Genomic DNA, 23,177 nt, shown 5'->3' on the forward strand with positions numbered 1-23,177 from the left:
CACAAGTCACGGCGAGGCGATAACCTCGACCACGGGGAGAACATAGATGGCGCCGACCCTCGAGCGAGCGGATGCGACCTCAGCCGGCACGCCGGCGGCCTGGAAGCGCTGGTCGGTGCTGTTGCTGCTGGCCTTGGGCGTGCTGATCGCCTTCGTCGACCGGACCAGCATCTCCTCCGCCATGGCCGAGAAGAGTTTCGTCAAGCACTTCCAGATGTCCCACGTCGATCGGGGCTTGATCAATTCGGCGTTCTTCTGGTCGTACGGCCTGATCCAGATCCCGATGGGCTGGCTGGTCGATCGCTATGGCGTCAAGACGCCCTACACGATCTGCTTCGTGCTGTGGTGCCTGGCGACGGCGCTGACGGGCCTGACCAGCACCCTGATGGCGCTGCTGCTCATGCGCTTCATCGTCGGCGCGGCCGAGGCGGTGGTGATGCCGGCCAGCTATCGCTGGATCCGCAACAACTTCAAGGAAGGCCAGAGCGGCACGGCCGTGGGTGTCTTCGCCATGGGCAACAAGTTCGGCCCGGCCCTGGGCGCGCCGCTCGCCGCGTGGCTGATCGTCAACTACGACTGGCGGATGATGTTCATCGTCACCGGCGCCGTAGGCCTGGTGTGGCTGATACCGTGGATGCTGGCGGTCAAGAACGACCGCCCCAGCGGCGACCAGGCTCGCGTCCAGAAGGCCAAGGCCGCGTCGGTCTCGTTCGCCTCGATCATCAGCAGCCCGCTGGTCTGGGGCGCCATGATCGTGAACTTCTGCTACGGCTACTTCACCTTCTACTGCATGACCTGGATGCCGGCCTATCTGGTCGAGGAGCGCGGCCTGTCGCTCAAGCAGTCGGGTCTCTACACCTTCTTCAGCTTCGCCGGCATCGCCATCGTGGCGCTGATCGCCGGCTGGGTCGCCGACAAGATCATCGCGCGCGGCGGCGACGCCGTGATCGTGCGCAAGAGCTTCGTGATCGCCGGCTTCATCGGCGCCTGCACCGTCCTGCTGGGCGTGACGGCCAAGTCGCTGGACATGGCGCTGTTCTGGAACGTGTTCTCGCTGTCGTGCCTGGGTCTGGCCACCGCCAACAACCTGGCCCTGTGCCGCCTGACGCTGATCCCGGCGCCGGCCGTCGGCCTGGTGACCGGCGTGCAGCAGGTCGCCACCAGCCTGGCCGGCGGCGTCGCCGCCAGCCTCTCGGGCTGGCTGCTGCAGGTGAGCGGCAGCTACGATCTGCCGATGTTCGTGATCTTCGTGTTCCTGATCGTCGGGGCGTTGGCGACCTGGATTCTGCTCCGCGCCAAGTGGGCGCCGAAGGTGGCCGACGTCACGCCGGCGACGACCTAAGGCGGGGGAGGGCGTCATGTCGGAAGCTGTCGCTGCAGAGCGTTACACCCGGACCGCCGTGCTGCTGCACTGGCTGATCGCCATTCTGATCCTGAGCAACCTGGCGCTCGCGGTGGTCTCGGCCAACTCGCAAGGGCCGCTGCACAGGACGGTGCTGGACCTGCACAAGTCGATCGGGTTCGGCGTTCTGCTGCTCAGCCTGCTCCGGCTAGCCTGGAGGCTGTTCCAGTCGCCCCCGCCGATGCGCGAGGGCAAGTCCTGGGAGCGCACGGCGGCCTCGATCGTCCACGCCGCCTTCTACTTCCTGATGATCCTGATCCCCTTCCTGGGATGGTGGGTCAGCTCGGCGGCGCCCAAGCACCACACGATCAATGTGCTAGGTTTCGCCGCGCCATTCCTGCCGGTGTTGCAGAGCAAGGAGTACGCCGGCTCGGTCATGGTCTTCCACCGGACCCTGGGTTTCCTGATGGCCGGTCTGCTGGTGCTGCACATCGGCGCGGCGCTGAAGCACCGGTTCGTCGATCGCGACGGGGTGCTGGGCCGCATGTCCCTTTGGCGCGGTAAGCCGAGCGGCGTCGTCTCCGAGGACGCCTAGCGACGGGCGCCGCTCAGTTCGGCGCCCGCATCGGGCTCGAAGCGACGGTTCCAGATCGTCGCCGAGGCCGAGATCGCCGTCACCACCAGGAACGCCACGGTGAAATCCGACAGGCGCGGGGTCGCACGGTCGCCTAGCACCATGCCGACGTGCAGTGCTCCAGCTCCAACGCAGACGCCCATCGACAGCATCAGCTGCTGGAAGGTCGCATAGAAGCTGGTCGCCGCGCTCATCCGCTCGGGCGGGATCTCGTCATAGGCGATGGTGTTGTAGGCGGTGAACTGGAACGACATGCAGAAGCCGCTGGCCATCAAGGTCGCGAAGATCAGTGGCGTCGGCCAGCTGGGTCGGAAGAGGCCGCAGAGGGCGTAGCCGGCGCTGGCGGCCAGACCGGCCACGACCATGCTATCGCGGAAGCCGAAGCGCCTCAGGATGCGCGGCGCCAGCCCCTTCATGGTCAGCGACCCCATGGCCCCGGCGATGGTGATCGTACCGCTGACCGCCGCGCTCATCCCGAAGCCTAGCTGCAGCATCAGCGGCAGCAGGAACGGCTGTGCGCCCTGGGTGATGCGGGTCAGCGAGCCGCCAATCACCGACAGCCGGAACGAAGGGACCGTCATCAGCGAAAGGTCCAGGATCGGGGCCACGCGACGTCGCGCATGGCGGATATAGGCCGCGCCCGCCGCGAAGCCGACGGCGATCAGCCCGAGGGCCTGCTGCAGCTCGCCGCTGCGGCTGGTCATCTCGAAGCCGAACAGCAGACAGCCCAGGGAAACCCCAGACAGCAGGAAGCCCAGCCAGTCCGCGCCGGCTGGTTTCTCGCCGCGCACCTCGTCGATGAACAGGCTGACCAGAACCACGCCCAGGAGGCCGATCGGGATGTTCAGGTAGAAGATCCAGCGCCAGTCGAGATAGGTGACGATGAAGCCGCCGATCGGTGGGCCGAGGATTGGTCCGATCAGCGCGGGCATGATCAGCCAGGACGTGGCCGAGACCATGTCCTGCTTGGCCACCGATCTCAGCAGCACCAGCCGCCCGATGGGGATCATCATCGCCCCGCCCATGCCTTGCAGGAAGCGGGCGAGGATCAGGAATGGCAGGTTGTGGGCCTGGCCGCACATCAGCGAGCCGCCCATGAAGATCAGGATGGCCAAGCGAAAGATCGTCTTGGAGCCGAAGCGGTCGGCTAGTCGCCCGCTGGCCGGGATGAAGATCGCCAGGGCCAGCAGATAGGCCGTCAGGGCCGAGCTGAGATTGGTGGCCGGCACGCCGAAGTCACGCGCCATGGTGGGCAGGGCGGTCGCCAGCACGGTGGCGTCCATCTGCTCCATAAAGAGCGCGCAGGCGATGATCAGGGCCACGACGCGGTAGGAACGCGCCTTGCGTGGATGATCCTCTCCGGGGAGCGCGGGAGCGACCGTGACGCCGTCGGCGGCCGGGACGATGCCGTCACGGATCTCGGAATTGATCGACGCCAGGCCGCGCCGGCGCAGCCTCACCATGGGCGGGATCCGAGGGAGCGCGACGAGAAGAGAAGGCTGAAAGGCAAGGCACGCACACGAACTGAAGGCGGCCGCATCCTGGCGCACCCGGGACGCGGCGGATGTTCACGCACTATCCGATAAGGCGGCGAGCGGAAACCCGACGCGGTGGTCGACGGGCGTCGTCCCACCAGACAATGAATGGCGCGCCTCACGGTTTGAATGTCCGCGCGCGCGGTGTGTCCGGTCATCATGCCAAGCATGATCGGGGGACTCGCGCTACCAGCCGGGCCACCCTTGCCGAGGAGGAAAGCGTCCGTGCAGCGGCCCGCGTCGCAACAGACGTCCGAGACCAGCGCCTTTTTCGACCCCGAACGGGCGATCTGGCTCTCGCGCCATATTCTGCCGCACGAACCGGCACTCCGGCACTGGCTGCTCAAGCGTCGCCAGCTGCCCGCCGACGTTGATGACCTGATCCAGGAAAGCTACGCCAGGATCTCGGCCCTCAAGTCGGTGGGCCATATCGACCAGCCCAAGGCCTATTTCTTCCAGACCGCCCAGTCGCTGATCCTCCAGCAGGCCCGGCGCGCCAAGGTGGTCTCGATCGCCACGGTCGAGAACCTGGAGGTCTTCGGTCTGGCCGACGAGCTGTCGCCCGAGCGCGAGGTGGCGGGACGCCAGGAGCTGCGTCTGCTGAACCAGGCCCTGGCGGCGTTCCCGAGCAAGCGCCGGGAAGCCTTTCGGATGCGCAAGATCGAGGGCCTCTCCCAGAAGGAGATCGCCGCGCGATTGGGAATGACCGAGAAGGCCGTCGAGAAGCAGATCGCGAAAGCGGTGAGCCTGCTGATAAATTTCTACGGCCGTGGCGGGAAACCCGGATCTGGCGCATCTATGATCGAGACCCTTCGATCCCGGTTCGCGCGTGACCAGACGAGAGACTAGCAAGGATATCGATCGGACGGCCGCCGGCTGGGTGGCGCGGCTTGATCGTGGTCCCCTGACCGACGCCGAGCGCTCGGACCTCGAGGCATGGCTCGAGGGCGACGTTCGCCGGCGCGGCGCCTTCGCGCGCGCCCATGCGGTGATGGCCCGCGCGGATCAGGCTCATCATTCGACGCTCGACGCGGCCTATGCCTTGCGTCGGGCCGCCCTGCCGCGTCGGCAATTGCTGGCGGGCGGGCTGGCTGCGGCATTCGGCGGCGTGGTGATCTGGGGCGCGCGTTCTTGGAGCGCGCCGCTGGTGCTGCGCTCCGCCAAGGGCGAGGTCCGGCGCGTACCGCTGCCCGACGGTTCTAGCGTCACCCTGAACACCGACTCCCTCGTCAAGGTCCGGTTCTCGCCGAGAGCTCGCGACGCGGTTCTGATGTCGGGCGAAGCGCTGTTCAACATCGCAACGGACCAGGAGCGTCCGTTCACGGTGCGCGCCGGCGACGTGAAGCTGACCGGCGGCGGGACGAGCTTTGTGGTTCGCCATGACAAGCAGGGACCGGTCCAGGTGCTCGTCCAGGCCGGGCGGGTTGAGATGAGGTGCGATGGCGCGCCCGCGCCCGTGCTCGTCGCGGCGAATACGACGGCGGTCGCGCCGTCCGAGGATGCTCGGATAACTGCCGTGGCGTCGCCCGTCGCGCTGGACGCCGACGAGGTCACTCGTCGCCTCAGCTGGCAGGATGGCATGCTGGCCTTCAATGGCGAGACCCTGGAACAGGCGGCGGCGGAGTTCGCGCGCTATTCGTCGACCCGCATCGTCGTCGACGATCCTGGCTTGGCCGCCGCGCCGCTTTCGGGCCTCTACGCTTCGAGCGATCCGACGGGTTTCGCGCAAGCCGTAGCGCTGTCGCTGGGTGGGCGGGCCTTCACCGCCGACGGCGCGGTCCATATCACCCGCTAGACGTGATTGAATTCGCAGATTTCAAATTTTTTCCGATCCCCAGGGGGGAAGGCCGCTCACGGCGCATCTTTTCTCACAACAAGCGGGCGATAGCCCTAAGAGGGGGAAACGATGACCACCTATTCACGCATGCTCTGCGGCGCCTCGCTCGCCGTGCTTCTGTCGGCCACCAGCGTGGCGGCCCAGGAGCGGACGTTCGACATTCCCAGCGGCCCGGCCGCCAGCGCCATCCCGATGTTCGCGCGCCAGGCCGGCATCCAGATCGTCGCGCCCGCCGCCCGCCTGAAGGGCGTGACCACGCCGACGCTCAAGGGGCACCATGACGCCCGCGCGGCGCTGAAGACCTTCCTGGCCGCCACCAACCTGGAGATCGCCGCCGACAACGGCTCGGTGATCATCCTGCGCGAAGCCGGGAGCGCGCCGCGCCCCCAGTCCGAACCGACGTCGGCCGCCGCCGGAGCGTCGGTCCAGAGCGATGAAGGCGCGGCCGCGGTCGCCGAGGTCGTGGTCACGGGCTCGCGGGTCATCCGCAACGGCAACAACAGCCCCACCCCGATCACCGTGGTGCCGGTCGACGACATCCAGCGCGTCCAGCCCACCACCATCGCCGACGGCCTGAACCAGCTGCCGGTCTTCTCCAGCCCGCGCAACCAGTACGGCAACCCGAACGCCGGCGTCGGCGGCGGGGCGGGCGGCAACGCCGCGGCCAACCAGTTGAACCTGCGCAATCTGGGCTCGGTGCGGAACCTGATCCTGCTGGACGGCCACCGCGTGCCGCCGACCTCGGTCAATGGCATCGTCGATGTCGACATGGTGCCGCAGATGCTGCTGCAGCGGGTCGACACCGTGACCGGCGGCGTCTCGGCGGTCTACGGTTCGGATGCGGTGACGGGCGTCGTCAACTTCATCACCGACACCAAGTTCACGGGCATCAAGCTCAGCGCCCAGGCCGGGATCTCCAAGTACAGCGACGCCCAGCAGCAGAGCGCCGGCATCGCCTACGGCACGCGCTTCGCCGACGATCGGGGCCACTTCGAGATCAGCTACGAGTACCGCAACGACGAGGGCGTGGCTCGCCGGTCGGACCGGCCGTGGTTCCGCCAGCAAAGCATCAGCGGCGCCGGCACGACCGCCGCGCCCTACCAGCTCTACAGCGATGTCCGCCTGCTGAACTTCCCGTTCGGCGGCAAGATCACCAACGGCGCCCTGGCCAACCAATACTTCGCCGCCAACGGCGTGCTGAGCCCGTTCGTCGCCGGCACGGCGATCAACGGCTCGACCTGCTGCCAGGTGGGCGGGGCAGGCGGCTACTACGACTCCTCGCTGAAGGCGCCGCTGCGTAGCCACCAGGTCTACAGCCGCGTCGACTACGACGTGACCGACAGCGTCCACGGCTATGTCGCGGCCAGCTTCAACGACAAGCGCAATTCGCAGTTCCTGACGCCGCCGCTGATCAGCAACGTCACGATGAACAGCGCCAACGCCTTCTTGGCCTCGGCCTACCAGACCCAGCTGGCCTCGGCGGGTCAGGCGACCTTCGCCTTCAGCAAGATGTTCGACCAGGCGCCGCGCCTGAACCCGGTCGCCGAGGAGCGCCAGTACACGATCAACGCCGGCCTGGACGGCAAGCTGGGCGACTACAGCTGGGGCGTCAACTACACCCACGGCTCGGCCCGCCTGGCGACGACGCTGAACGCCAATCCGAACAACCAGCGCCTGGCCGCCGCCCTCGACGCGGTGATCAATCCGGCGACGGGGCAGGCGGTCTGCTACGCGGCGCTCACCAACAGCGCCTACGCCAACTGCGTTCCGCTCAATGTGTTCGGCCCGACCTCGGCCAGCCAGACCTCGATCGACTACATCATGGGCAGCACGCACATGGTGGCCAATACCGGCCTGGACGCCCTGACGGCGGAGATCGGCGGCTCGCCGTTCTCGACCTGGGCCGGCCCGGTCAATGTCGCCCTGTCGGGCGAATACCGGAAGCTGAAGTACCACTCGACCAGCGACGCCTTGCCGACGGATCGCGCCAACTGCGCGGGCCTCCGCTACAACTGCACGACCGCGACGCCGCTCTACCAGAACACCTTCGCCGCCCGCACGCCGGTCAGCGACACGGTCAAGGAAGTCGCCGCCGAAATCGACCTGCCGCTGCTGGCCGACGTCACCCTGGCCAAGTCGCTGAACGTCAACGGCGCGGCCCGCTACACCAGCTATGAGACCAGCGGCAAGTACTGGACCTGGAAGCTGGGCGCCGACTGGCACCTGACCGACGACCTGCGCGTTCGCGGCACCCGGTCGCGAGATATCCGCGCGCCGACCCTGGACGACCTCTACGCGCCGGCCTCGTCCAACACCCTGACCAACAAGGACGAACTGACGGGTCTGACGCCGGGCCTGACGGCGGGTACGTCGCCCGTGCCGGGCCTGTCGGCGGGCAACGCCGGCCTGCGCGCCGAGATCGGCCACACCAGCACCGTAGGCGTGGTCTGGCAGGCGCTGCCGCGCCTTAGCTTCGCCCTCGACGCCTACTGGATCCGGATCACCGACGCGATCTCGAACATCCAGGGCTTCAACCCGACGATCCAGAAGGCCTGCTACGACAGCGGCGGCTCCTCGCCGTACTGCGCGCTGCAGACCCGTCCGCTGGGCTTCACCAACACCTCGGCGGCCAACCTGGTCACCAGCTGGACCTCGACCGTCATCAACATCTCGGAGATCGAGAGCAACGGCGTCGATTTCGAGGCCAACTATTCGGGCGAGCTGTTCGGTCGGGCGCTGTCGCTGCGCGGCCTCGCCAGCTACCAGCCGCACATCTACTACCGCACGCCGGCCCTGGTCACGATCGACGCCGCCGGCAGCGCGTTCGGCACCAACGGCCTGCAAGCCAGCCCGAAATGGCGCCTGACCGGCTTCTTCCGCTACGCCGTCACCGACACCGTGTCGATCGACGTCATGGAACGCTGGAGAAGCGCGCTGAAGCACAGCGCCGATCCGACTCAGGTGTGGACCAACAACCACCTCGGGACGTTCGCGACGACCAACCTGAACGTCAGCTTCAAGCCCAAGGATGCGTTCGGCAACGCCGAGTACTTCCTGAACGTCCAAAACCTCTTCAACGCCACGCCACCGGCGACCGCCTTCTTCGGGGCGGCCACCATTCCGGGGCAGTTCGGCGGCTTCGCGATCGGCGACGATCCGACCGGTCGCTACGTCACCGTCGGCGCGCGGATGAAGTTCTGAGCCTCCCCCCGGGCGTCCTCACGCCCGGGGCCCTGCGGCCGAGACGACGGACAAGGCGGCTTCCTGCAAACGCTGTCGTCTCGGCTCTTTTTCCGCCGCCTCTCCTGAGGGGCTCCGGACGGTTTTGAAGCGCTCCGCCCGGCGTGATCGGGCGTCCGCCCGCGTAAGGACGATGTCATGTTCGGATTTCGCTCGAGTGTAGCGGTCGCGGCGCTCCTGGCGCTGACGCCGGTCGCGGGTCAGGCCCAGACCCCGCCGCTGATCGGGCACGCGCCGACCTTGCTGACAGCCGCCGCGCCGGCGCGCGGCGGCGCGGTCCTGGCCGTCACCAGCCCAGCCTTTCGCGACGGCGCGGACATCCCGATCGACAACACCCAGTACGGCGCCAACCGCTTTCCAGGCCTGTCCTGGGCGAAAGGACCGGCCGGCACGAAGTCCTATGTGGTGGTGATGCAGGGCGTGTCCGGCAAGTCGGGCGCCGGCGTCTCGATCCACCTGACGCTGTTCAACATCCCCGCCGGCGTCGTGAGCTTGCCGAGCGGGCTGACGACGCCGCCGGCCGGCGCGGTCTATGGCGTGAACGTCCACGGGCCCAACCAGCCCTATGCCGGTCCCCATACGCATGGGCCGGAGAAGGTCGGTTATCACCTCCAGGTTCTCGCGCTCGATACGGTGCTGCCGGCGGATTCGAACCTGTCGTTCGAGGCCCTGACCAAGGCGGTCCAAGGCCACGTCCTGGCCAGCGGCGAGACGACCGGTTTCTCGGCCAAGCCCGCCTCGGCTCCGGTCGGCGACATCGTCCGCGCGCCGGTCAAGATCGACACTGGCCAGCTGGCGGGCGTGGCCGGGCGAGACGCCTCGATCACGGTCTACAAGGGCGTTCCCTACGCCGCCGCGCCCGTCGGTCCGCTGCGGTTCCGTCCGCCCGCGCCTGTCGCCCCCTGGGAAGGCGTCCGCAAGGCCGCGAGCTTTGGCGCGCTCTGTCCCCAGCCGCAGGGCGGCGGTCCCGCGCCGAGCGGGGCGATGGACGAAGACTGCCTGACCCTCAATGTCTGGACGGGCGCCAGCGCGCCCTCGGAGAAGCGCCCGGTCCTGGTCTGGATCTACGGCGGCGGCTTCCTGAACGGCACGGGCGCCAACCCGGAGTTCGACGGCGAGGGGTTGGCCCGCAAGGGCGTGGTGGTCGTCACGTTCAACTACCGTCTCGGCGTCCTGGGCTTTCTCTCCACGCCGGGGCTCAGCAAGGAGGCCGATGCGGGCGTGTCGGGCAACTACGGCCTGCTCGACGACATCGCTGTGCTGAAGTGGGTCCAACGCAACATCGCAGCATTCGGCGGCGACCCGTCGCGCGTGACCATCGCTGGCCAGTCGGCGGGCGCGGGCTCGGTTGGCTTCATGACCATGTCGCCGCTGGCCAAGGGCCTCTTCCATCGCGCCATCGCCCAGAGCCATTCCCGCTATCCCCGTGATCCGGATCTGCGCTTCCTGTCGGTGTCCTATCGCACCCGGACCTCGGCCGAGACGGCGGGCGCGGCCTATGCCGCCGTGCGTGGCGCGCAAACCCCCGAAGCGCTGCGGGCCTTGCCCTGGCGGACGCTGGTCGAGGGCAGCGACGCCGTCGATGCGGCGGTGGAAACGGGCACGCCCGCCAAGCCGCCGCTGTTTCGTCCCGTGCTGGACGGCTGGGTGATCCCCAGCACCTATGACGCGGCTCTGGCCAATAAGGCGTTCAATGACGTCACCGTGGTGACCGGCAATAACCGCGACGAAACCGGCGCCGTGCCGGCGACGGCGTTCCCGACCTTGCGCGCGCGGACAGGACCGTCCCGGGCCGGCGCCCCGCAGGTCAGCGTCACGCTGGCGGACTACGTTCAGGCCGCGAAGATCAAATACGGCGCCCTGGCCGCGGAGTTCCTGCGGCTCTACCCCGCGACCAGCGACGACGAAGCGGCCCTGGCCAGCAACGCGGCGGCTTACGACAACAACCGCGTCTCGACCTACCTCTGGGCTGTCGAGCGCGCCAAGGGAACGAGCAAGCCGATCTTCACCTATTGGTGGACCCACGCGCCGCCGGGGCCCGGTCACGACGTCCGGGGCGCCTATCACGGCTCGGAGATCAACTACGCGTTCGGGAACCTCTACGCGACCGATCGGCCGTGGACGGATGAAGATCGCGCCATCGCCGATCGGATGTCGTCCTACTGGGCCAATATCATCAAGCGCGGCGATCCGAACGGAGAGGGCCTTCCGGCCTGGGAGCCGTTCGATCCTGCCGCGCATAGCGTGATGATGCTGGGCGACCAGTGGGGACCGACCGCCGTGGCCGGCAACGCGGAAAAGCTCGCCTTCTGGCGCGCCTTCTACGCCACCCAGGACGCCTGGTGATGCGACGGTCTTCGGTCCTGGGCGCGGCGGTTGTCGCCCTGGCTCTTGCGGCCGGCGGCGCGCCGGCGGTGGCTCGCCAAGCAACGCCCGGGGTCCGGCTCGGCCCGGTGCGGAGCGAAGGCTTCACCACTCAGTATGTGCGTTTGGCCTCGCAGGACGCCGAAGGCCTGCTTTACGCGCCGACCGGTTCGCAGGCGAACGGGATCGTCCTGGTCTACGCGCACCCCAACGCCAACACCTTCAACGAACCGCTGGGCCGGGAGATGGCGGCGCGGGGCTATCGGGTGCTGATGGTCAACCACCGGGGCGACACCGCGCCCGAGGCCTATCTGCCATCGATCTCGAAGGGCGTGGCGTTCGCGCGCGGCCTGCCGGGCGTGACGCGCGTGATCCTGGTCGGCCACAGCGGTGGCGGCCATCTCGTCACTCTGTACCAGAACGTCGCCGAACACGGCCCCGCCGCGTGCAGCGGGCCCGAGAAGATCTATCCCTGCAAGACCGAAGGCCTCACGGACCTGGCCAGGCCAGACGGCCTTGTCCTGGTGGATCCGACGCTCGGCGCCTTCCACCAGATGAGCGCCGTCGATCCGGCCGGAGAGGGGGCCGAGCGCCCGGTCGCCCTGGACATGTTCGCGCGCGAGAACGGCTACGATCCCGAGCAGAAGCGCGCCCGCTACAGCGTGGACTTCGCCCAGCGGTTCTATCGCGGGCAGTCCGATCGCAACGCCCGCATCGTCGCCGACGCTCAGCAGCGACTGAAGCTGATCTTGGCGGGGCAGGGCCGTTTCACCGACGACGAGCCTTTCGTCGTGCCGGGCCTGGGCCAGCAGGCCGCCGGCGCGCGGCTCTACCAGCCTGACACCAGCTTCGCGGCCCATACCCGCAAGTCCCATCTCCTATTGCGCGCCGACGGGCAGACGCTGACGGAGGTCATCACCTCAGTGCGGCCGCCCAGCGGACAACAGGCGGCGGCCGCCCTCGGCTCCCTGGGCCTGATGACTCAGAACACGACCGTGCGCCGCTTCCTGGCGGCTTCGGCCATCCGAACCCGCACTGACTACGCCATCACCGCCGACGACATCGTCGGGGTCGACTGGTCCTCAGCCATGACCGCAACGCCGGCCAACGCCGAGGGCGTCAGCGTTCCGGCCTTGGTGCTGACCATGAGCTGCCACTATCTGATCGTGCCCGACGAGATCATCTTCGACCACCTCGGCTCCAAGGATAAGACCTTCGCCGCCGTCGAGGGCGCGACCCACCTCTTCAACGCTTGCCGACCGGAGTATGGCGACACGGTCAAGCGGACGTTCGACTTTGTCGACGGCTGGCTCAAGCAGGCGGGGCGTTTCCGATGAGGCGCCGAATCCTGGGGCTAGCCGCCGTCGTCGCCCTGCTAGGGGCGAGCGCCGCCCGCGCCGCTGACACCATTCCCTATGTCGATGCTCACTCACATCTGCTGTCCGTGATCTCGCCGGACGAGGAGATCGCGCTGTTTCGCGCCGCGGGCCTGGCCGGGGTGGTCATCATGTATCCCGACATGGAGGCGTTGAGCGCGGTGGCGCGGCGCAACCCGGGTTACGTCATCCCATCGGCCAGCGTGGCTCGGACGCGCGAGGCCAAGGGGCTGCGCCTTGGCCCCGATACCGCGCGAACCTTCGCCGCGCTGCTGGAGCAGGGCCGGATCTGCGGCTTCGGCGAGCTGCCGACCCGCTACGATCCCAATCCCTATCCCAGCGACGCGGCTTCGTTCACGACGCCCGATCGGCAGGCGATCTACGCCCTGGCCAATGCCCGGAAGGTTCCCGTCTCGACCCACGTCAGCCTGGAGAGCCCCGAGGTGATCGCCGCCGTGGAGTCGGTGGCGGCGACCTATCCGGCGATGCCGCTGATCCTGGCGCATGCGGGTTGGGGCGCTGACGCCGAGACGATCGGACGCCTGATGGCGGCGCATCCCAACATCCATGCCGACCTCTCGATACGGCTGGATCCCGCGCGGCCGGACAATCCAAACCTGAAGCTGTCGATCCTGACCGCCGACGGCGCTCTGACGCCGGCATGGCGGGCGCTGATCGAGCGGTTCCCGGGCCGCTTCCTGTTCGCCATGGACATTACCGAGACCAACCGTCACGGCCGCATTCCCGAACTGCTCGCCACGGCCCGAGGTGCGTTCTCGCCCTTGCCGCGCGCCGTCGAGGCGGCGGTCGCGCACGGCAACATCCAGCGCCTGACCCGCAGTTGTCGGGCGGCGAGATCCTAGCAGAACCGATAGAGCCTGGCGGCCGGGGACATCGCCAGCGCCTTCAGCCTGATCCCCGAGGGTACGACGCATGTTGAAGTCGCTGCTGCTGGCGAGCGCTCTGATCGCCGCGCCGATAGCCGTCCATGCCCAGGCGGTCGAGCATCCCGTCGGCCATGCCGGCGCGCTGGTGGGCTACACCGACAACGACATAACCGTGCGCGAGAAGGACGACAGGATCTTCGTCGTGGCGATGTCCAAGGGGTGGACCGTCGTGACCGCCCGGCCGCTCGCGCTTGACGCCATCAAGCCCGGCGACTTCGTGGCCACGATCAACGCCAATGTCGACGTCGATACCGGCCGGGCCAACGAGCTGCGGCTGTTCGAGCCGGGCTATCGCCCCGAGGTCGGCACCCACGGCATGCCCCAGCCCGACACCTCGATCACCCACGGGACCGTCGCGGCGGCGCGGTCGACGCCGACCGGACTGGAGCTGGACGTGACCTATCCCGACGGGCATCGCCGAATCCTGGTTCCCGCCGACATCAAACCAATCGCCTACGACGTCCATCCGCGCGGCTTCGCCAAGCCCGGCGTGACAGTCTCGGCGGTGACGCGGCGCGACGCCGACGGCGTCTGGCGGGCCGGCCGGATCATGGTCCAGCCCTAGGCGCGACGACGAAGACCTCTGGAGGACACAGGAAATGCTCAAACGCATCGCGCTCACCGCTGGCGTCCTGCTGGCGCTGTCGGCCGGAACGGCCCTGGCGCTGGACGGCAAGGCGGTCATCGACGCCCGACAGACCTATTTCAAGGCCGTGGGCAAGGAGATGAAGGCGCTCAACGAGGGCGCCAAGTCCGGCAGTCCCGATATCGAGGCGATGAAGCGCAGCGCCGCGATCATCAAGGCCGCCGCGCCCAAGCTGATGGCGCAATTCCCGCGCGGCTCGGGCCCCGAAGCGGGCGTGAAGACCGGCGCCAAGCCCGAGATCTGGACCAAGGCCGGCGAGTTCAAGGTCGACGCCGACGCGTTCGCGCGGGCCGTCGATAAGCTGGACGCCGCCAGCCGCACCGGCCAGATCGCGGCGATCAAACCCGCCGTCGCAGACCTCGGCGCGACCTGCAAGGCCTGTCACGAAGCCTTCCGCAACAAGGACAACTAGGCATGACCGGAGCCGACGGCGATCGCGTCGCGGTCTGGGACCTGCCGACTCGGATCTTCCACTGGGCGCTGCTGGCGCTCGTGGTCCTGGCTTGGTGGTCCCAGGAGTCCGACGACCTGGATCTGCACCGGATCGCGGGTTCCGCCGTGGCGGGACTGCTGGTGTTCCGCATCTGGTGGGGCGTGGCCGGCGCCTCGACCGCGCGCTTTTCGAAGTTCGTGAAGGGACCCGGCGCCGCGCTGGCCTATGCGCGCGGCCTGTTCTCCAGAGATCAGAAGCCTTCGACGCCGGGTCACAACCCGTTGGGCGGTTGGAGCGTGGTGGCCCTGATCGGGTGCCTCGTGACGATGGTCGTCTGCGGTTGCTTCGCGGTCGATGTCGACGGCCTGGAGTCCGGCCCGCTGTCGTCGCTTGTCTCGTTCGAGACGGGCCGATTGGCCTCGAAGATCCACGGCCTGGCGTTCAAGGGGCTGGAGATCCTGGTGGTGATCCACCTGTTGGCGATCATCTTCTATGCGACTTTCAAGCGCCAGAACCTGACTGGGGCCATGGTGACCGGACGGGCGCGCGGCCTGGACGCTGACGGCGCCATGCGGCGAGGCTCGCCTCTGGCCCTGGTCGTCGGCGTCGCTCTGGGCATGGCCACGACCGTAGCCCTGTTGCGCCTGGCGGGGGTGTTCTGATGCCGACGCGACGGACGACCCTCGGACTGATGGCCGCCATGGCGGGCGTTGGCCTGGCCGGGCGCGCGGCGGCCCAGGCCCGGAACGCGACCGCGATCACCGAGGTGTTCGGCGATGGCCAGAAGCTCACCGCCGTCTCCCTCGACTACGGCGAGCCGATCGACGGTGCGCGGCTGTCGCCTTCGACCTTCGCGGTTGAGGGGCGGACGGTGACGCGGGTGCGCGCCGCTGGGAACGAAGTCGTCGTCGACCTGTCGCTGACCGATCCCGGTGCGGCCCTGGTCGTGCAGGCTGGACGCAGCCTGACGCGGAAGGTGGCGGCCGCGCGGGTCAGCCAGGCAGGTCTGGTCACGGCGGTGTCGGGGCGGGTCTTTCCCGCAGCTCCAGAGCCTATCAAGACGTCGGCGGTCCGGAACCTGATCGTCGACGACTTCAAGGCCGCGAAATTTGTCGATCCCGTCACCGGCGAGGCGCTGCCTTACAACCTCTTTACGCCGAAGACCTACGATCCGAGCAGGCGCTATCCGCTGGTGCTGTTCATGCACGACATGGGCGTGACCGGACCGGCGGTGGACACCACCCTGGTCCAGGGGCTGGGCGCGGTCGTCTGGGCCGGCGCCGCCGAGCAGGCCAGGCACGAGGCCTTCGTCCTGGCGCCGCAGTATCCCGCCCAGGTGGTCAACGACGCGTCAGAGGCGACGGGCCTGCTCGACACGACGGTGCGTCTGGTCGAGCAGCTGGCCGGCCGTTTCAGTATCGACCCCGACCGGATCTACGCCACGGGCCAGTCCATGGGCGCGATGATGTCGATCGCGCTGAACATCAAGTATCCCGACCTGTTCGCCGCTTCGTTGATCGTGGCCGGCCAGTGGGATCCGGCGCTGACGGCGCCGCTGGCGAAGGACAGGCTGTTCATCATCGTGTCCGAGGGCGACCTCAAGGCCTATCCGGGCCAGAACGCGATCACCGCCGTGCTTGAGCGGGCCGGGGCCAAGGTGGCGCGAGCGGTCTGGGACGGCGATGCGTCGCCCCAGCAGATGAGCAAGGACGTCGCGGCCCTCGCGGCCAAGGGCGCCAGCGTCAACTACGTCGCCCTGCGCAAGGGCACCGTCGTGCCGCCGGGGCAGCCCGACAACGGCGGCAGCAATCACGTGAACACCTGGCGTATCGCCTACGCGATCGAGGGCGTCCGTGACTGGCTGTTCGCGCAGCGCCGTGACGCGCGATGAGGGGGCTTCTGTTGACCCACTTCCGCGCCGTGCTGCTGGGCGGCCTTGTCGCCGGCGTCGTCGCCCTGGCCGGCCCGGTCGCCGCCGCTCCCCTGCGAGCCGGGGCGGCCAAGATCGACATCACGCCCACGGATCTGCGAGGGCTCAACCCGATGGGCGGCGGCGACTTCGCGCGGGTCCACGATCCGATCTTCGCGCGGGTCCTCTATATCGAGAGTGGCGCGAGCCGGGCGGCCATCGTCTCCGCCGACCTGATCGAAGTCGGCGACATGACGCCCTTGCGCGAGCGGATCGCCCGCGAGGTCGGCGTGCCCTTCGCTGGGGTGCTGATCACCGCAACCCACGACCACAGCGCCCCCCGCATCGGCGAGGTGTCGCCGGGGGCCTTGGCGCATCCGGGCGGCGCGGAGTCACGGGTCTATACGGCGCTGGTCTATGACCGGATCGTCGCGGCCCTGAAGCAAGCCAAGGCCGAGGCCCGCCCGGCTCGCTACGGCCTGGCGCGGGGGCGCGTCGATGTCAGCGTCAACCGAGACGTCTACTCGGCCAAGGGCTGGTCGATGGGCTTCAATCCGGATGGCCCGTCCGACAAGACCCTGTGGGTCATGCGGTTCGAGGATCTGTCTGGCAAGCCGATCGCGGTGCTGTTCAACTACGCCGTCCACAATGTCGTGACCATTGGCGCCAACGAGCTCACGGGCGACCTGTCGGGCGTCGCCCAGAAGTATGTCGAGGACGAACTGGGCGACGGCGCGGTGGCGCTGTGGACCATGGGCCCGGCCGGCGACCAGGATCCGCGCGTCTTTCCGCGCATCGGGACCGGCGGCGAGGCGGCCAAGGTCAGGGCCTATCGCGCCGCCGAGGCGCAGGGCGTGATGGTCGGGGCCGAGGTGCTGCGGATCGCGCGCGGCGTCGAGACGCTCTCGCCCACGGCGCGGCTGGCGGTCGACGCTCGCGAGGTGTCATGCCCGACCAAGCAGGGCGTCAATCAACTGGCGGACATGACGGCCGTCAACGTGCCCGAGGTGAAGTTGCGGCTGGGCCTGATCCTGCTGGACGACATCGCCCTGACCAGCGTCTCGGGCGAGGTGGTGACCAACATCTACGACCACCTGCGTCGCGTCTCGCCGGTGAGCAACACCGTCCTTGTCACCCTGGCCAATGACCGCGTCGGCTACATCGCCGACGACGCGGCCTATGATCGGCCGATCTTCGAGGTGAACGGCAGCCCCATGGCCCGAGGCTGCGCCGAGAACGCCATCGTCGGCGGCCTGGTCGAGATGATCAGCAAGAACCTGCGCTAACCGAGGGCTTCGTCATCTCCATGAACCTCATGATGCGTCTGCTCGCCGGGGCGACCCTTGCGGCCCTTGTCGCCCTGCCGGCCGCCGCCGAACTGCGCGCTGGAGCAGGGCGCGCCGACGTGGTCCTGCCAGCCGATCTGCTGCCGATCCAGGGTTTCGGGCAGGCGCATGACGCGTTGCAGACGCGCGTGCTGTTGCTGGACGAGGATGGCCGCAAGGTCGCGCTGGTCGTGGTCGACCTGACCTCGATCTCGGTCGAGACGGTCGAGGCGATGAAGGCGATCGTGGCCCAGGCCACCGGCGCGCGGCCCGAAGACGTATTGGTCAGCGCCAGCCACACCTTCTCGGCCCCGCACATCATGCCGGTCGGGCGACCGTTTCCCGGCCTGGACTCGCCGGACGAGCAGGCCAGGAACCTTCGCTTCAAGGCGGCGGTCGAGACGGCCCTGAAGACGGCGGCGGAGAGGGCGTCGGCCACGGCGCGGCCCGCGCGCGCCGGCTTCGGGCGCGGCGCCACCGACATCAACATCAACCGCGACCAGCACACGCCGGAAGGCTTCTGGCTGGGCGTCGACAGCCTGGGCCCTTCGGACAAGGATCTGGGCGTGGTGCGGATCGAGGACCGAGAAGGGCGACCGCTGGCGCTGCTGGCGAACTACGCCGTCCAGCCGTCGGTGATGGACCAGGCCGTGGTCGAGAACGGGACCAAGGCGATCACCGGCGATCTGGCCGGCGTGGCCATGCGACGGGTCGAGAGCCTCTATGGCGGCGATCTGGTCTCGCTGTTCCTGATCGGCGCCGCTGGAGATCAGGCGCCGCTGTTCAAGGCCAGGCGCGCGGTGGCCGACAAGGACGGCCGCCAGACAACGGTCGACATCGGCGCGAGCGGCTATCTGCTCTCCGATCTGCTGGGTGAGCGGCTGGCTCAGGACATCGTGCGCACCAGCGAACACATCCGGGCCAGCGAGACGGCCGTTAACCTCGGCGTTACGCGCGGCGCGGTGACCCTGCCGGCGCAGGCGCGGCCGGCGTCCCTCCAGGCGCTGAAACCCTCCAGAACCTACGCCTTCCAGCCGGCGGGGGAGGCGGTCGCACCGTTCGCCATCCTGCGGATCGGCGACATCGCCATCGTCGGCGTCCAGGTCGAGCTGTCCAGTCGGACGGGGCAAGAGATCAAGAGGCGCTCGCCCATCGCCAACACCCTGGTGGCGACCATGGTGGACGGCGCGGCCAAGTACATGCCGGACGCCGCCGCCTACGGGAAGATCACCTATGAGGCGATGAACTCGTCCTACGCGGCGGGCGCGGCCGAGGCGTTCGCGGACGTCATCCTGGAGGCGCTTGGAGCGTCGACCCCGTAGCGAGGGTCCAATCGTCGCGCTTGGAATTGATATGGCTCTAAGGCTGGCGTTCTGCGTCGGCGCGCGCTAGCAGACCGCCCCATGATCCGCCTCGACAACATCTCCAAGCAGAACGGCCACCAGCTTCTGTTCATCGAAGCCTCGATGGGCATCCAGAAGGGCGAGAAGGCCGGACTGGTCGGCCCGAATGGCGCCGGCAAGACGACGCTGTTCCGCATGATCACCGGCCAGGAGCAGCCCGACGACGGGCTGGTCGTGACCGATCCAGGCATCAAGATCGGCTATTTCAGCCAGGATGTCGGCGAGATGTCGGGCCAGAGCGCGGTCGCCGCGGTGATGGACGGCGTCGGCCCCGTCAGCGCGCTGGCCGCCGAGATGGCCACGCTGGAAGCGGCCATGGTCGATCCGGACCAGGCCGACCAACTGGACGCCGTCATGGAGCGCTATGGCGAGGTGCTGGAGCGCTTCCAGGAGCTGGACGGCTATGCGCTGGAAGCGCGGGCGCGCGAGGTTCTGGCCGGCCTGAGCTTCAGCCAGGAGCGCATGGACGGCGATGTCGGCCAACTGTCCGGCGGCTGGAAGATGCGCGTGGCGCTGGCCCGTATCCTGCTGATGCGGCCCGACGGCATGCTGCTGGACGAACCGTCCAACCACTTGGATCTCGAAAGCCTGATCTGGCTTGAGGCGTTCCTCAAGAACTACGACGGCGCCCTGTTGATGACGTCGCACGACCGCGCCTTCATGAACCGCATCATCGGCAAGGTGATCGAGATCGATGGCGGCCAGCTGATCACCTATTCGGGCGATCTGGACTTCTACGACCAGCAGCGCGCGCTGGGCGAGGCGCAGCGCCAGGCGCAGTACGAGCGCCAGCAGGCCATGCTGGCCAAGGAAATCAAGTTCATCGAGAAGTTCAAGGCGCGCGCCTCGCACGCCGCCCAGGTGCAGAGCCGGGTCAAGAAGCTTGACAAGATCGAACGCGTCGAGGCCCCGCGCCGCCGCCAGACGGTGCAGTTCGAGTTTCAGAGCCCGCCGCGCTCGGGCGAGGACGTGATCAACCTGCGCAACGTCCACAAGGGCTATGGCGACAAGCCGATCTATGAGGCGCTGGATTTCCTGGTGCGCCGCAAGGAACGCTGGTGCGTCCTGGGCGCCAACGGGGCCGGCAAGTCGACGCTGCTGAAGCTGGTGGCCGGCGACACCAAGCCCGACCAGGGCCTGGTCAGCATCGGCGCCAGCGTCAAGATGGGCTACTTCGCCCAGCACTCGATGGACCTGCTGGACGGCGAAGAGACGATCTTCGAGTCCCTGGAGCGCTCGTTCCCGCAGGCCGGCCAAGGTGCGCTGCGCACCCTGGCGGGGTGCTTCGGCTTCTCGGGCGACGATGTCGAAAAGCCGTGCCGAGTTCTATCCGGCGGCGAGAAGGCGCGTCTGGTCATGGCCAAGATGCTGTTCGATCCGCCGAACCTGCTAGTGCTGGACGAACCGACCAACCACTTGGACATGGCGACCAAGGAGATGCTGGTGGCGGCCCTGGCGGACTTCGAGGGCACCATGCTCTTCGTCTCGCACGACCGCCACTTCCTGGGCGCCCTGAGCAACCGCGTGCTGGAACTGACCCCCGAGGGCGTTCATCAGTACGGCGGCGGCTACACCGAGTATGTCGCCCGCACGGGTCAGGAAGCGCCGGGGCTGCACCCGGGCGGGTAGCGGCGGCGGCCCTCCCGCCGCGCCCTAGTCGCGAACGGGAAGCCGCACCGTGAAGGTGCTGCCCTGGCCCTCGCCACCGCTTTCCACCCCGATGACCCCGTCGTGTAGTGCGACGAGCTGCCGGACGAGCGCCAGCCCGATCCCGAGCCCGCCCTGCGCCTTGCCCAGGTGATCCTCGACCTGAGCGAAGATCTCGAAGATCTTGGCCTGCATCTCCTTGGGGATGCCCACGCCCGTGTCGGAGACGGCGATCTCGATCTGGCGGCCGCGAACGCTCGCGCTCAGGGACACCGTGCCGCCCGTCGGCGTGTACTTGGCGGCGTTGTTGAGCAGGTTGGAGACGATCTGCGCCAGGCGGGTATGGTCGGCGTCCAGCCAGATCGCCTTGCTTGGAAGGTCGGTGACGAACTGGTGGCCGCCTGCCTCGATGTTGTGCTGGCTGGCTTCGATCGCCGAGCGCAGGACCTCTCCCAGTTCGACGCGCTCCTTCTTCAGGACGATCTTGCCCTGGCTGACACGGGAGACGTCCAGTAGATCGTCGACCAGGTGCGTCAGATGGTCGAGCATCCGATCCATGCGCGAGCGGATGTCCTTGGCGCGTTCGGGCGGGATGTCCTTGTTCAGGAGGTGCAGGCCGCCGCTCAACGCCGCCACGGGATTGCGCAACTCGTGAGCCAGCACCGCCAGGAAGCTGTCCTTGTGGCGATCGGCGCGGCGCAGGGCCTGGGTCGCGGCCTCCAGCTCATCGCGCTGGGCTTCGATCTGCCGCCGCTGCTGGTGCAGGTCGAAGAAGACATTGGCCTTGCTGCGCAGGACGCCGGTCTCGATCGGCTTCTGGATGAAGTCGACGGCGCCGGCCTCGTAGCCTCGGAAGCGCCGCTGGCTGTCGGCGACGCCGGCGGTCAGGAAGATGATCGGGATGTGGCGAGCGCGTTCGCTGCCGCGCATGAACTCGGCCAGCTCGAAGCCGTCCATGCCCGGCATCTGTACGTCCAGTAGCGCCAAGGCGACCTCGTGGACCAGCAGGAGTTCCAGCGCCTCTTCGCCGGAGCGCGCCTTGAGGCATCGCAGCCCGTCCCGCTGCAGCAGGGCCTCCAGCGCCAGGAGGTTCTCTACGAGGTCATCGACCAGGAGGAAGTTGATCGGCTTGTCCGCGATGCTCATGCGGCCCCCAAACTCGACAGGTAGGATGCGATTGCATCGAGGGTCATGGTGGAAGCCGAAGGACAGGCTTCCAGGGCGGCGTCGGGCATGGCCGTGGCGTAGGCCTCGCCGCGATTCTGGACGATCGCCACACCGCCGGCGTCCATGACGGACTTGAGCCCCGCGGCGCCGTCGTGGTTGGCCCCTGTCAGGATCACGCCCGCCAATCCCGAACCGTAGGCGTCCGCCGCGGTCTCGAACAGCACGTCGATCGACGGACGGGAGTAGTTCACCACCTCGTCGCTCGAAAGGGCCAGGGTTCCATCGGTCTCGACCAGCAGGTGGTAGCCCGAGGGCGCGAAATAGATGACGCCGCCGGCGACCGGTTCCTTGTCCTCGGCTTCCTTGACGACGATGCGGCATTTGGTCTGCAGCAGCGACACCAAGGCGTTGTCCCGGCCTGGCGGCACGTGGACGACGACCAGCACGGGGAGCGCAAAACTGGCGGGCAGGGCCGGCAGCAAGGCCAGCAGCGCCTGCACCGCGCCAGCCGAGGCGCCGATCGCGATCGCCGTGATAGGGCTGGCGGTCATGGCTCGCGCCTCTGGTAAATCTTCTCGCCCGCGTCGAACTCGGAGAAGGCGCTGGCGTGGGAGGAGAAGCGCAGGCTCTCCTTCGAACCCAGGCCCAGGAAGCCCCGGCGCGCCAGGGAATCGCGGAAAAGGCCAATGGCGCGGTCCTGCAGCGGGCGATCGAAATAGATCATCACGTTGCGGCACGAGATCAGGTGCATCTCGGCGAAGACGGCGTCGGTGACCAGGCTGTGGTCGGAGAACACCACGCGGCTGCGCAGGCTCTTGTCGAACGCCGCGCGTCCGTACGCCGCCGTGTAGTAGTCGGACAGCGAGGACTTCCCGCCGGACTTCTGGTGGTTCTCGGTGAACTTTCGGATCCGGTCCAGGGCGTAGACGCCGGCTTCCGCGGCGGCCAGGGCCTCGGGGTTGATGTCCGTCGCGTAGAAGATCGTCCGGTCGTAGAGGCCTTCCTCCCGGAACAGGATCGCCAGCGAATAGACTTCCTCGCCCGTGCTGGATCCGGCGATCCAGACCTTCAACGAGGGGTAGGTGCCCAGGTGCGGCAGGACCTTTTCCCGCAGAGCCCGGAAATAGGACGGGTCGCGGAACATCTCGCTGACCTGGACGGTCAGGTAGTCGAGCAGGCGGGGCAGCATCGCCGGATCGTGCAGGACGCGATCCTGCATCGCGGAGATGGTCGGAAATCCCAGCTGGCTGCGCGCCTGGGTCAGGCGACGCTTGATCGACGCCCGCGCATAGTGGCGGAAGTCGTAGTGGTAGCGCTGGAAGAGCGCTTCCAGCAGCAACTGGACTTCGAGGTCTTCGATCGCTCCGGTCAC

19 protein-coding genes are annotated in these 23,177 nt (G+C 68.1%); 15 read left to right on the forward strand and 4 right to left on the reverse strand.

The window, feature by feature from the left end:
* The first annotated feature begins 46 nt into the window (after positions 1-46).
* Both AC07NN_RS07175 and AC07NN_RS07180 read left to right on the forward strand, forming a co-directional pair.
* Positions 47-1,342: an MFS transporter gene (locus AC07NN_RS07175; RefSeq protein ID WP_494638977.1), complete on the forward strand. Its 1,296-nt coding sequence runs from the start codon at positions 47-49 to the stop codon at positions 1,340-1,342.
* 16 nt (positions 1,343-1,358) lie between these two features.
* Entirely contained in the window at positions 1,359-1,937 is a 579-nt protein-coding gene (locus AC07NN_RS07180; RefSeq protein WP_494638979.1) for a cytochrome b, read from the forward strand.
* Here AC07NN_RS07180 and AC07NN_RS07185 read toward each other — a convergent pair.
* On the reverse strand, positions 1,934-3,439 hold the full coding sequence (locus AC07NN_RS07185) for an MFS transporter (protein WP_494638981.1): 1,506 nt from the start codon (positions 3,437-3,439) through the stop codon (positions 1,934-1,936). The two genes, AC07NN_RS07180 and AC07NN_RS07185, sit on opposite strands and share 4 nt — an antisense overlap.
* 297 nt (positions 3,440-3,736) lie before the next feature.
* Between AC07NN_RS07185 and AC07NN_RS07190 the strand changes: the two genes are divergently transcribed.
* From AC07NN_RS07190 to AC07NN_RS07250, 13 genes are all read left to right on the forward strand, one after another.
* A complete protein-coding gene (locus AC07NN_RS07190; protein WP_494638983.1) occupies positions 3,737-4,360 on the forward strand; it encodes an RNA polymerase sigma factor in 624 nt (207 codons plus the stop codon).
* Entirely contained in the window at positions 4,341-5,306 is a 966-nt protein-coding gene (locus AC07NN_RS07195; protein ID WP_494638985.1) for a FecR family protein, read from the forward strand. Before AC07NN_RS07190 ends, AC07NN_RS07195 begins: the two co-directional genes overlap by 20 nt.
* Before the next feature lie 111 nt (positions 5,307-5,417).
* Entirely contained in the window at positions 5,418-8,549 is a 3,132-nt protein-coding gene (locus AC07NN_RS07200) for a TonB-dependent receptor domain-containing protein (protein ID WP_494638987.1), read from the forward strand.
* A gap of 177 nt (positions 8,550-8,726) precedes the next feature.
* Entirely contained in the window at positions 8,727-10,934 is a 2,208-nt protein-coding gene (locus AC07NN_RS07205; protein ID WP_494638989.1) for a carboxylesterase family protein, read from the forward strand.
* Positions 10,934-12,289 carry an alpha/beta hydrolase gene (locus tag AC07NN_RS07210; RefSeq protein ID WP_494638991.1) on the forward strand — a complete coding sequence of 452 codons (1,356 nt, stop codon included), beginning with the start codon at positions 10,934-10,936 and terminating at the stop codon, positions 12,287-12,289. Before AC07NN_RS07205 ends, AC07NN_RS07210 begins: the two co-directional genes overlap by 1 nt.
* A complete protein-coding gene (locus AC07NN_RS07215; RefSeq protein WP_494638993.1) occupies positions 12,286-13,191 on the forward strand; it encodes an amidohydrolase family protein in 906 nt (301 codons plus the stop codon). The genes AC07NN_RS07210 and AC07NN_RS07215 overlap by 4 nt, the downstream gene beginning before the upstream one ends.
* Positions 13,192-13,261: 70 nt before the next feature.
* Complete coding sequence (locus tag AC07NN_RS07220; protein ID WP_494638995.1) at positions 13,262-13,840, forward strand: hypothetical protein; 579 nt, start codon at positions 13,262-13,264, stop codon at positions 13,838-13,840.
* A gap of 34 nt (positions 13,841-13,874) precedes the next feature.
* Positions 13,875-14,333 carry a c-type cytochrome gene (locus tag AC07NN_RS07225; RefSeq protein WP_494638997.1) on the forward strand — a complete coding sequence of 153 codons (459 nt, stop codon included), beginning with the start codon at positions 13,875-13,877 and terminating at the stop codon, positions 14,331-14,333.
* Between the two features lie 2 nt (positions 14,334-14,335).
* Positions 14,336-15,016, forward strand: a complete 681-nt coding sequence (locus tag AC07NN_RS07230; protein WP_494638999.1) for a cytochrome b/b6 domain-containing protein — start codon at positions 14,336-14,338, stop codon at positions 15,014-15,016.
* Positions 15,016-16,245 carry an alpha/beta hydrolase-fold protein gene (locus AC07NN_RS07235; RefSeq protein ID WP_494639001.1) on the forward strand — a complete coding sequence of 410 codons (1,230 nt, stop codon included), beginning with the start codon at positions 15,016-15,018 and terminating at the stop codon, positions 16,243-16,245. The genes AC07NN_RS07230 and AC07NN_RS07235 overlap by 1 nt, the downstream gene beginning before the upstream one ends.
* A gap of 11 nt (positions 16,246-16,256) precedes the next feature.
* Positions 16,257-17,549 carry a neutral/alkaline non-lysosomal ceramidase N-terminal domain-containing protein gene (locus AC07NN_RS07240; RefSeq protein WP_494639003.1) on the forward strand — a complete coding sequence of 431 codons (1,293 nt, stop codon included), beginning with the start codon at positions 16,257-16,259 and terminating at the stop codon, positions 17,547-17,549.
* A gap of 29 nt (positions 17,550-17,578) precedes the next feature.
* Positions 17,579-18,910: a hypothetical protein gene (locus tag AC07NN_RS07245; RefSeq protein ID WP_494639005.1), complete on the forward strand. Its 1,332-nt coding sequence runs from the start codon at positions 17,579-17,581 to the stop codon at positions 18,908-18,910.
* Between the two features lie 81 nt (positions 18,911-18,991).
* Positions 18,992-20,620 (forward strand): ABC-F family ATP-binding cassette domain-containing protein, encoded by a 1,629-nt coding sequence (locus AC07NN_RS07250; protein ID WP_494639007.1) that lies wholly within the window; start codon positions 18,992-18,994, stop codon positions 20,618-20,620.
* 24 nt (positions 20,621-20,644) lie between these two features.
* Here the strand turns inward: AC07NN_RS07250 and AC07NN_RS07255 are convergent, their stop codons facing one another.
* From AC07NN_RS07255 to AC07NN_RS07265, 3 genes are read right to left on the reverse strand one after another with little or no spacing between them, the layout of a single operon-like run.
* A complete protein-coding gene (locus AC07NN_RS07255) occupies positions 20,645-21,784 on the reverse strand; it encodes a hybrid sensor histidine kinase/response regulator (RefSeq protein WP_494639009.1) in 1,140 nt (379 codons plus the stop codon).
* Entirely contained in the window at positions 21,781-22,356 is a 576-nt protein-coding gene (locus tag AC07NN_RS07260) for a chemotaxis protein CheB (protein ID WP_494639011.1), read from the reverse strand. Before AC07NN_RS07260 ends, AC07NN_RS07255 begins: the two co-directional genes overlap by 4 nt.
* Entirely contained in the window at positions 22,353-23,177 is an 825-nt protein-coding gene (locus tag AC07NN_RS07265; protein ID WP_494639013.1) for a CheR family methyltransferase, read from the reverse strand. Before AC07NN_RS07265 ends, AC07NN_RS07260 begins: the two co-directional genes overlap by 4 nt.

It is taken from the genome of Caulobacter sp. GW821-FHT09H08, from assembly GCF_059415885.1.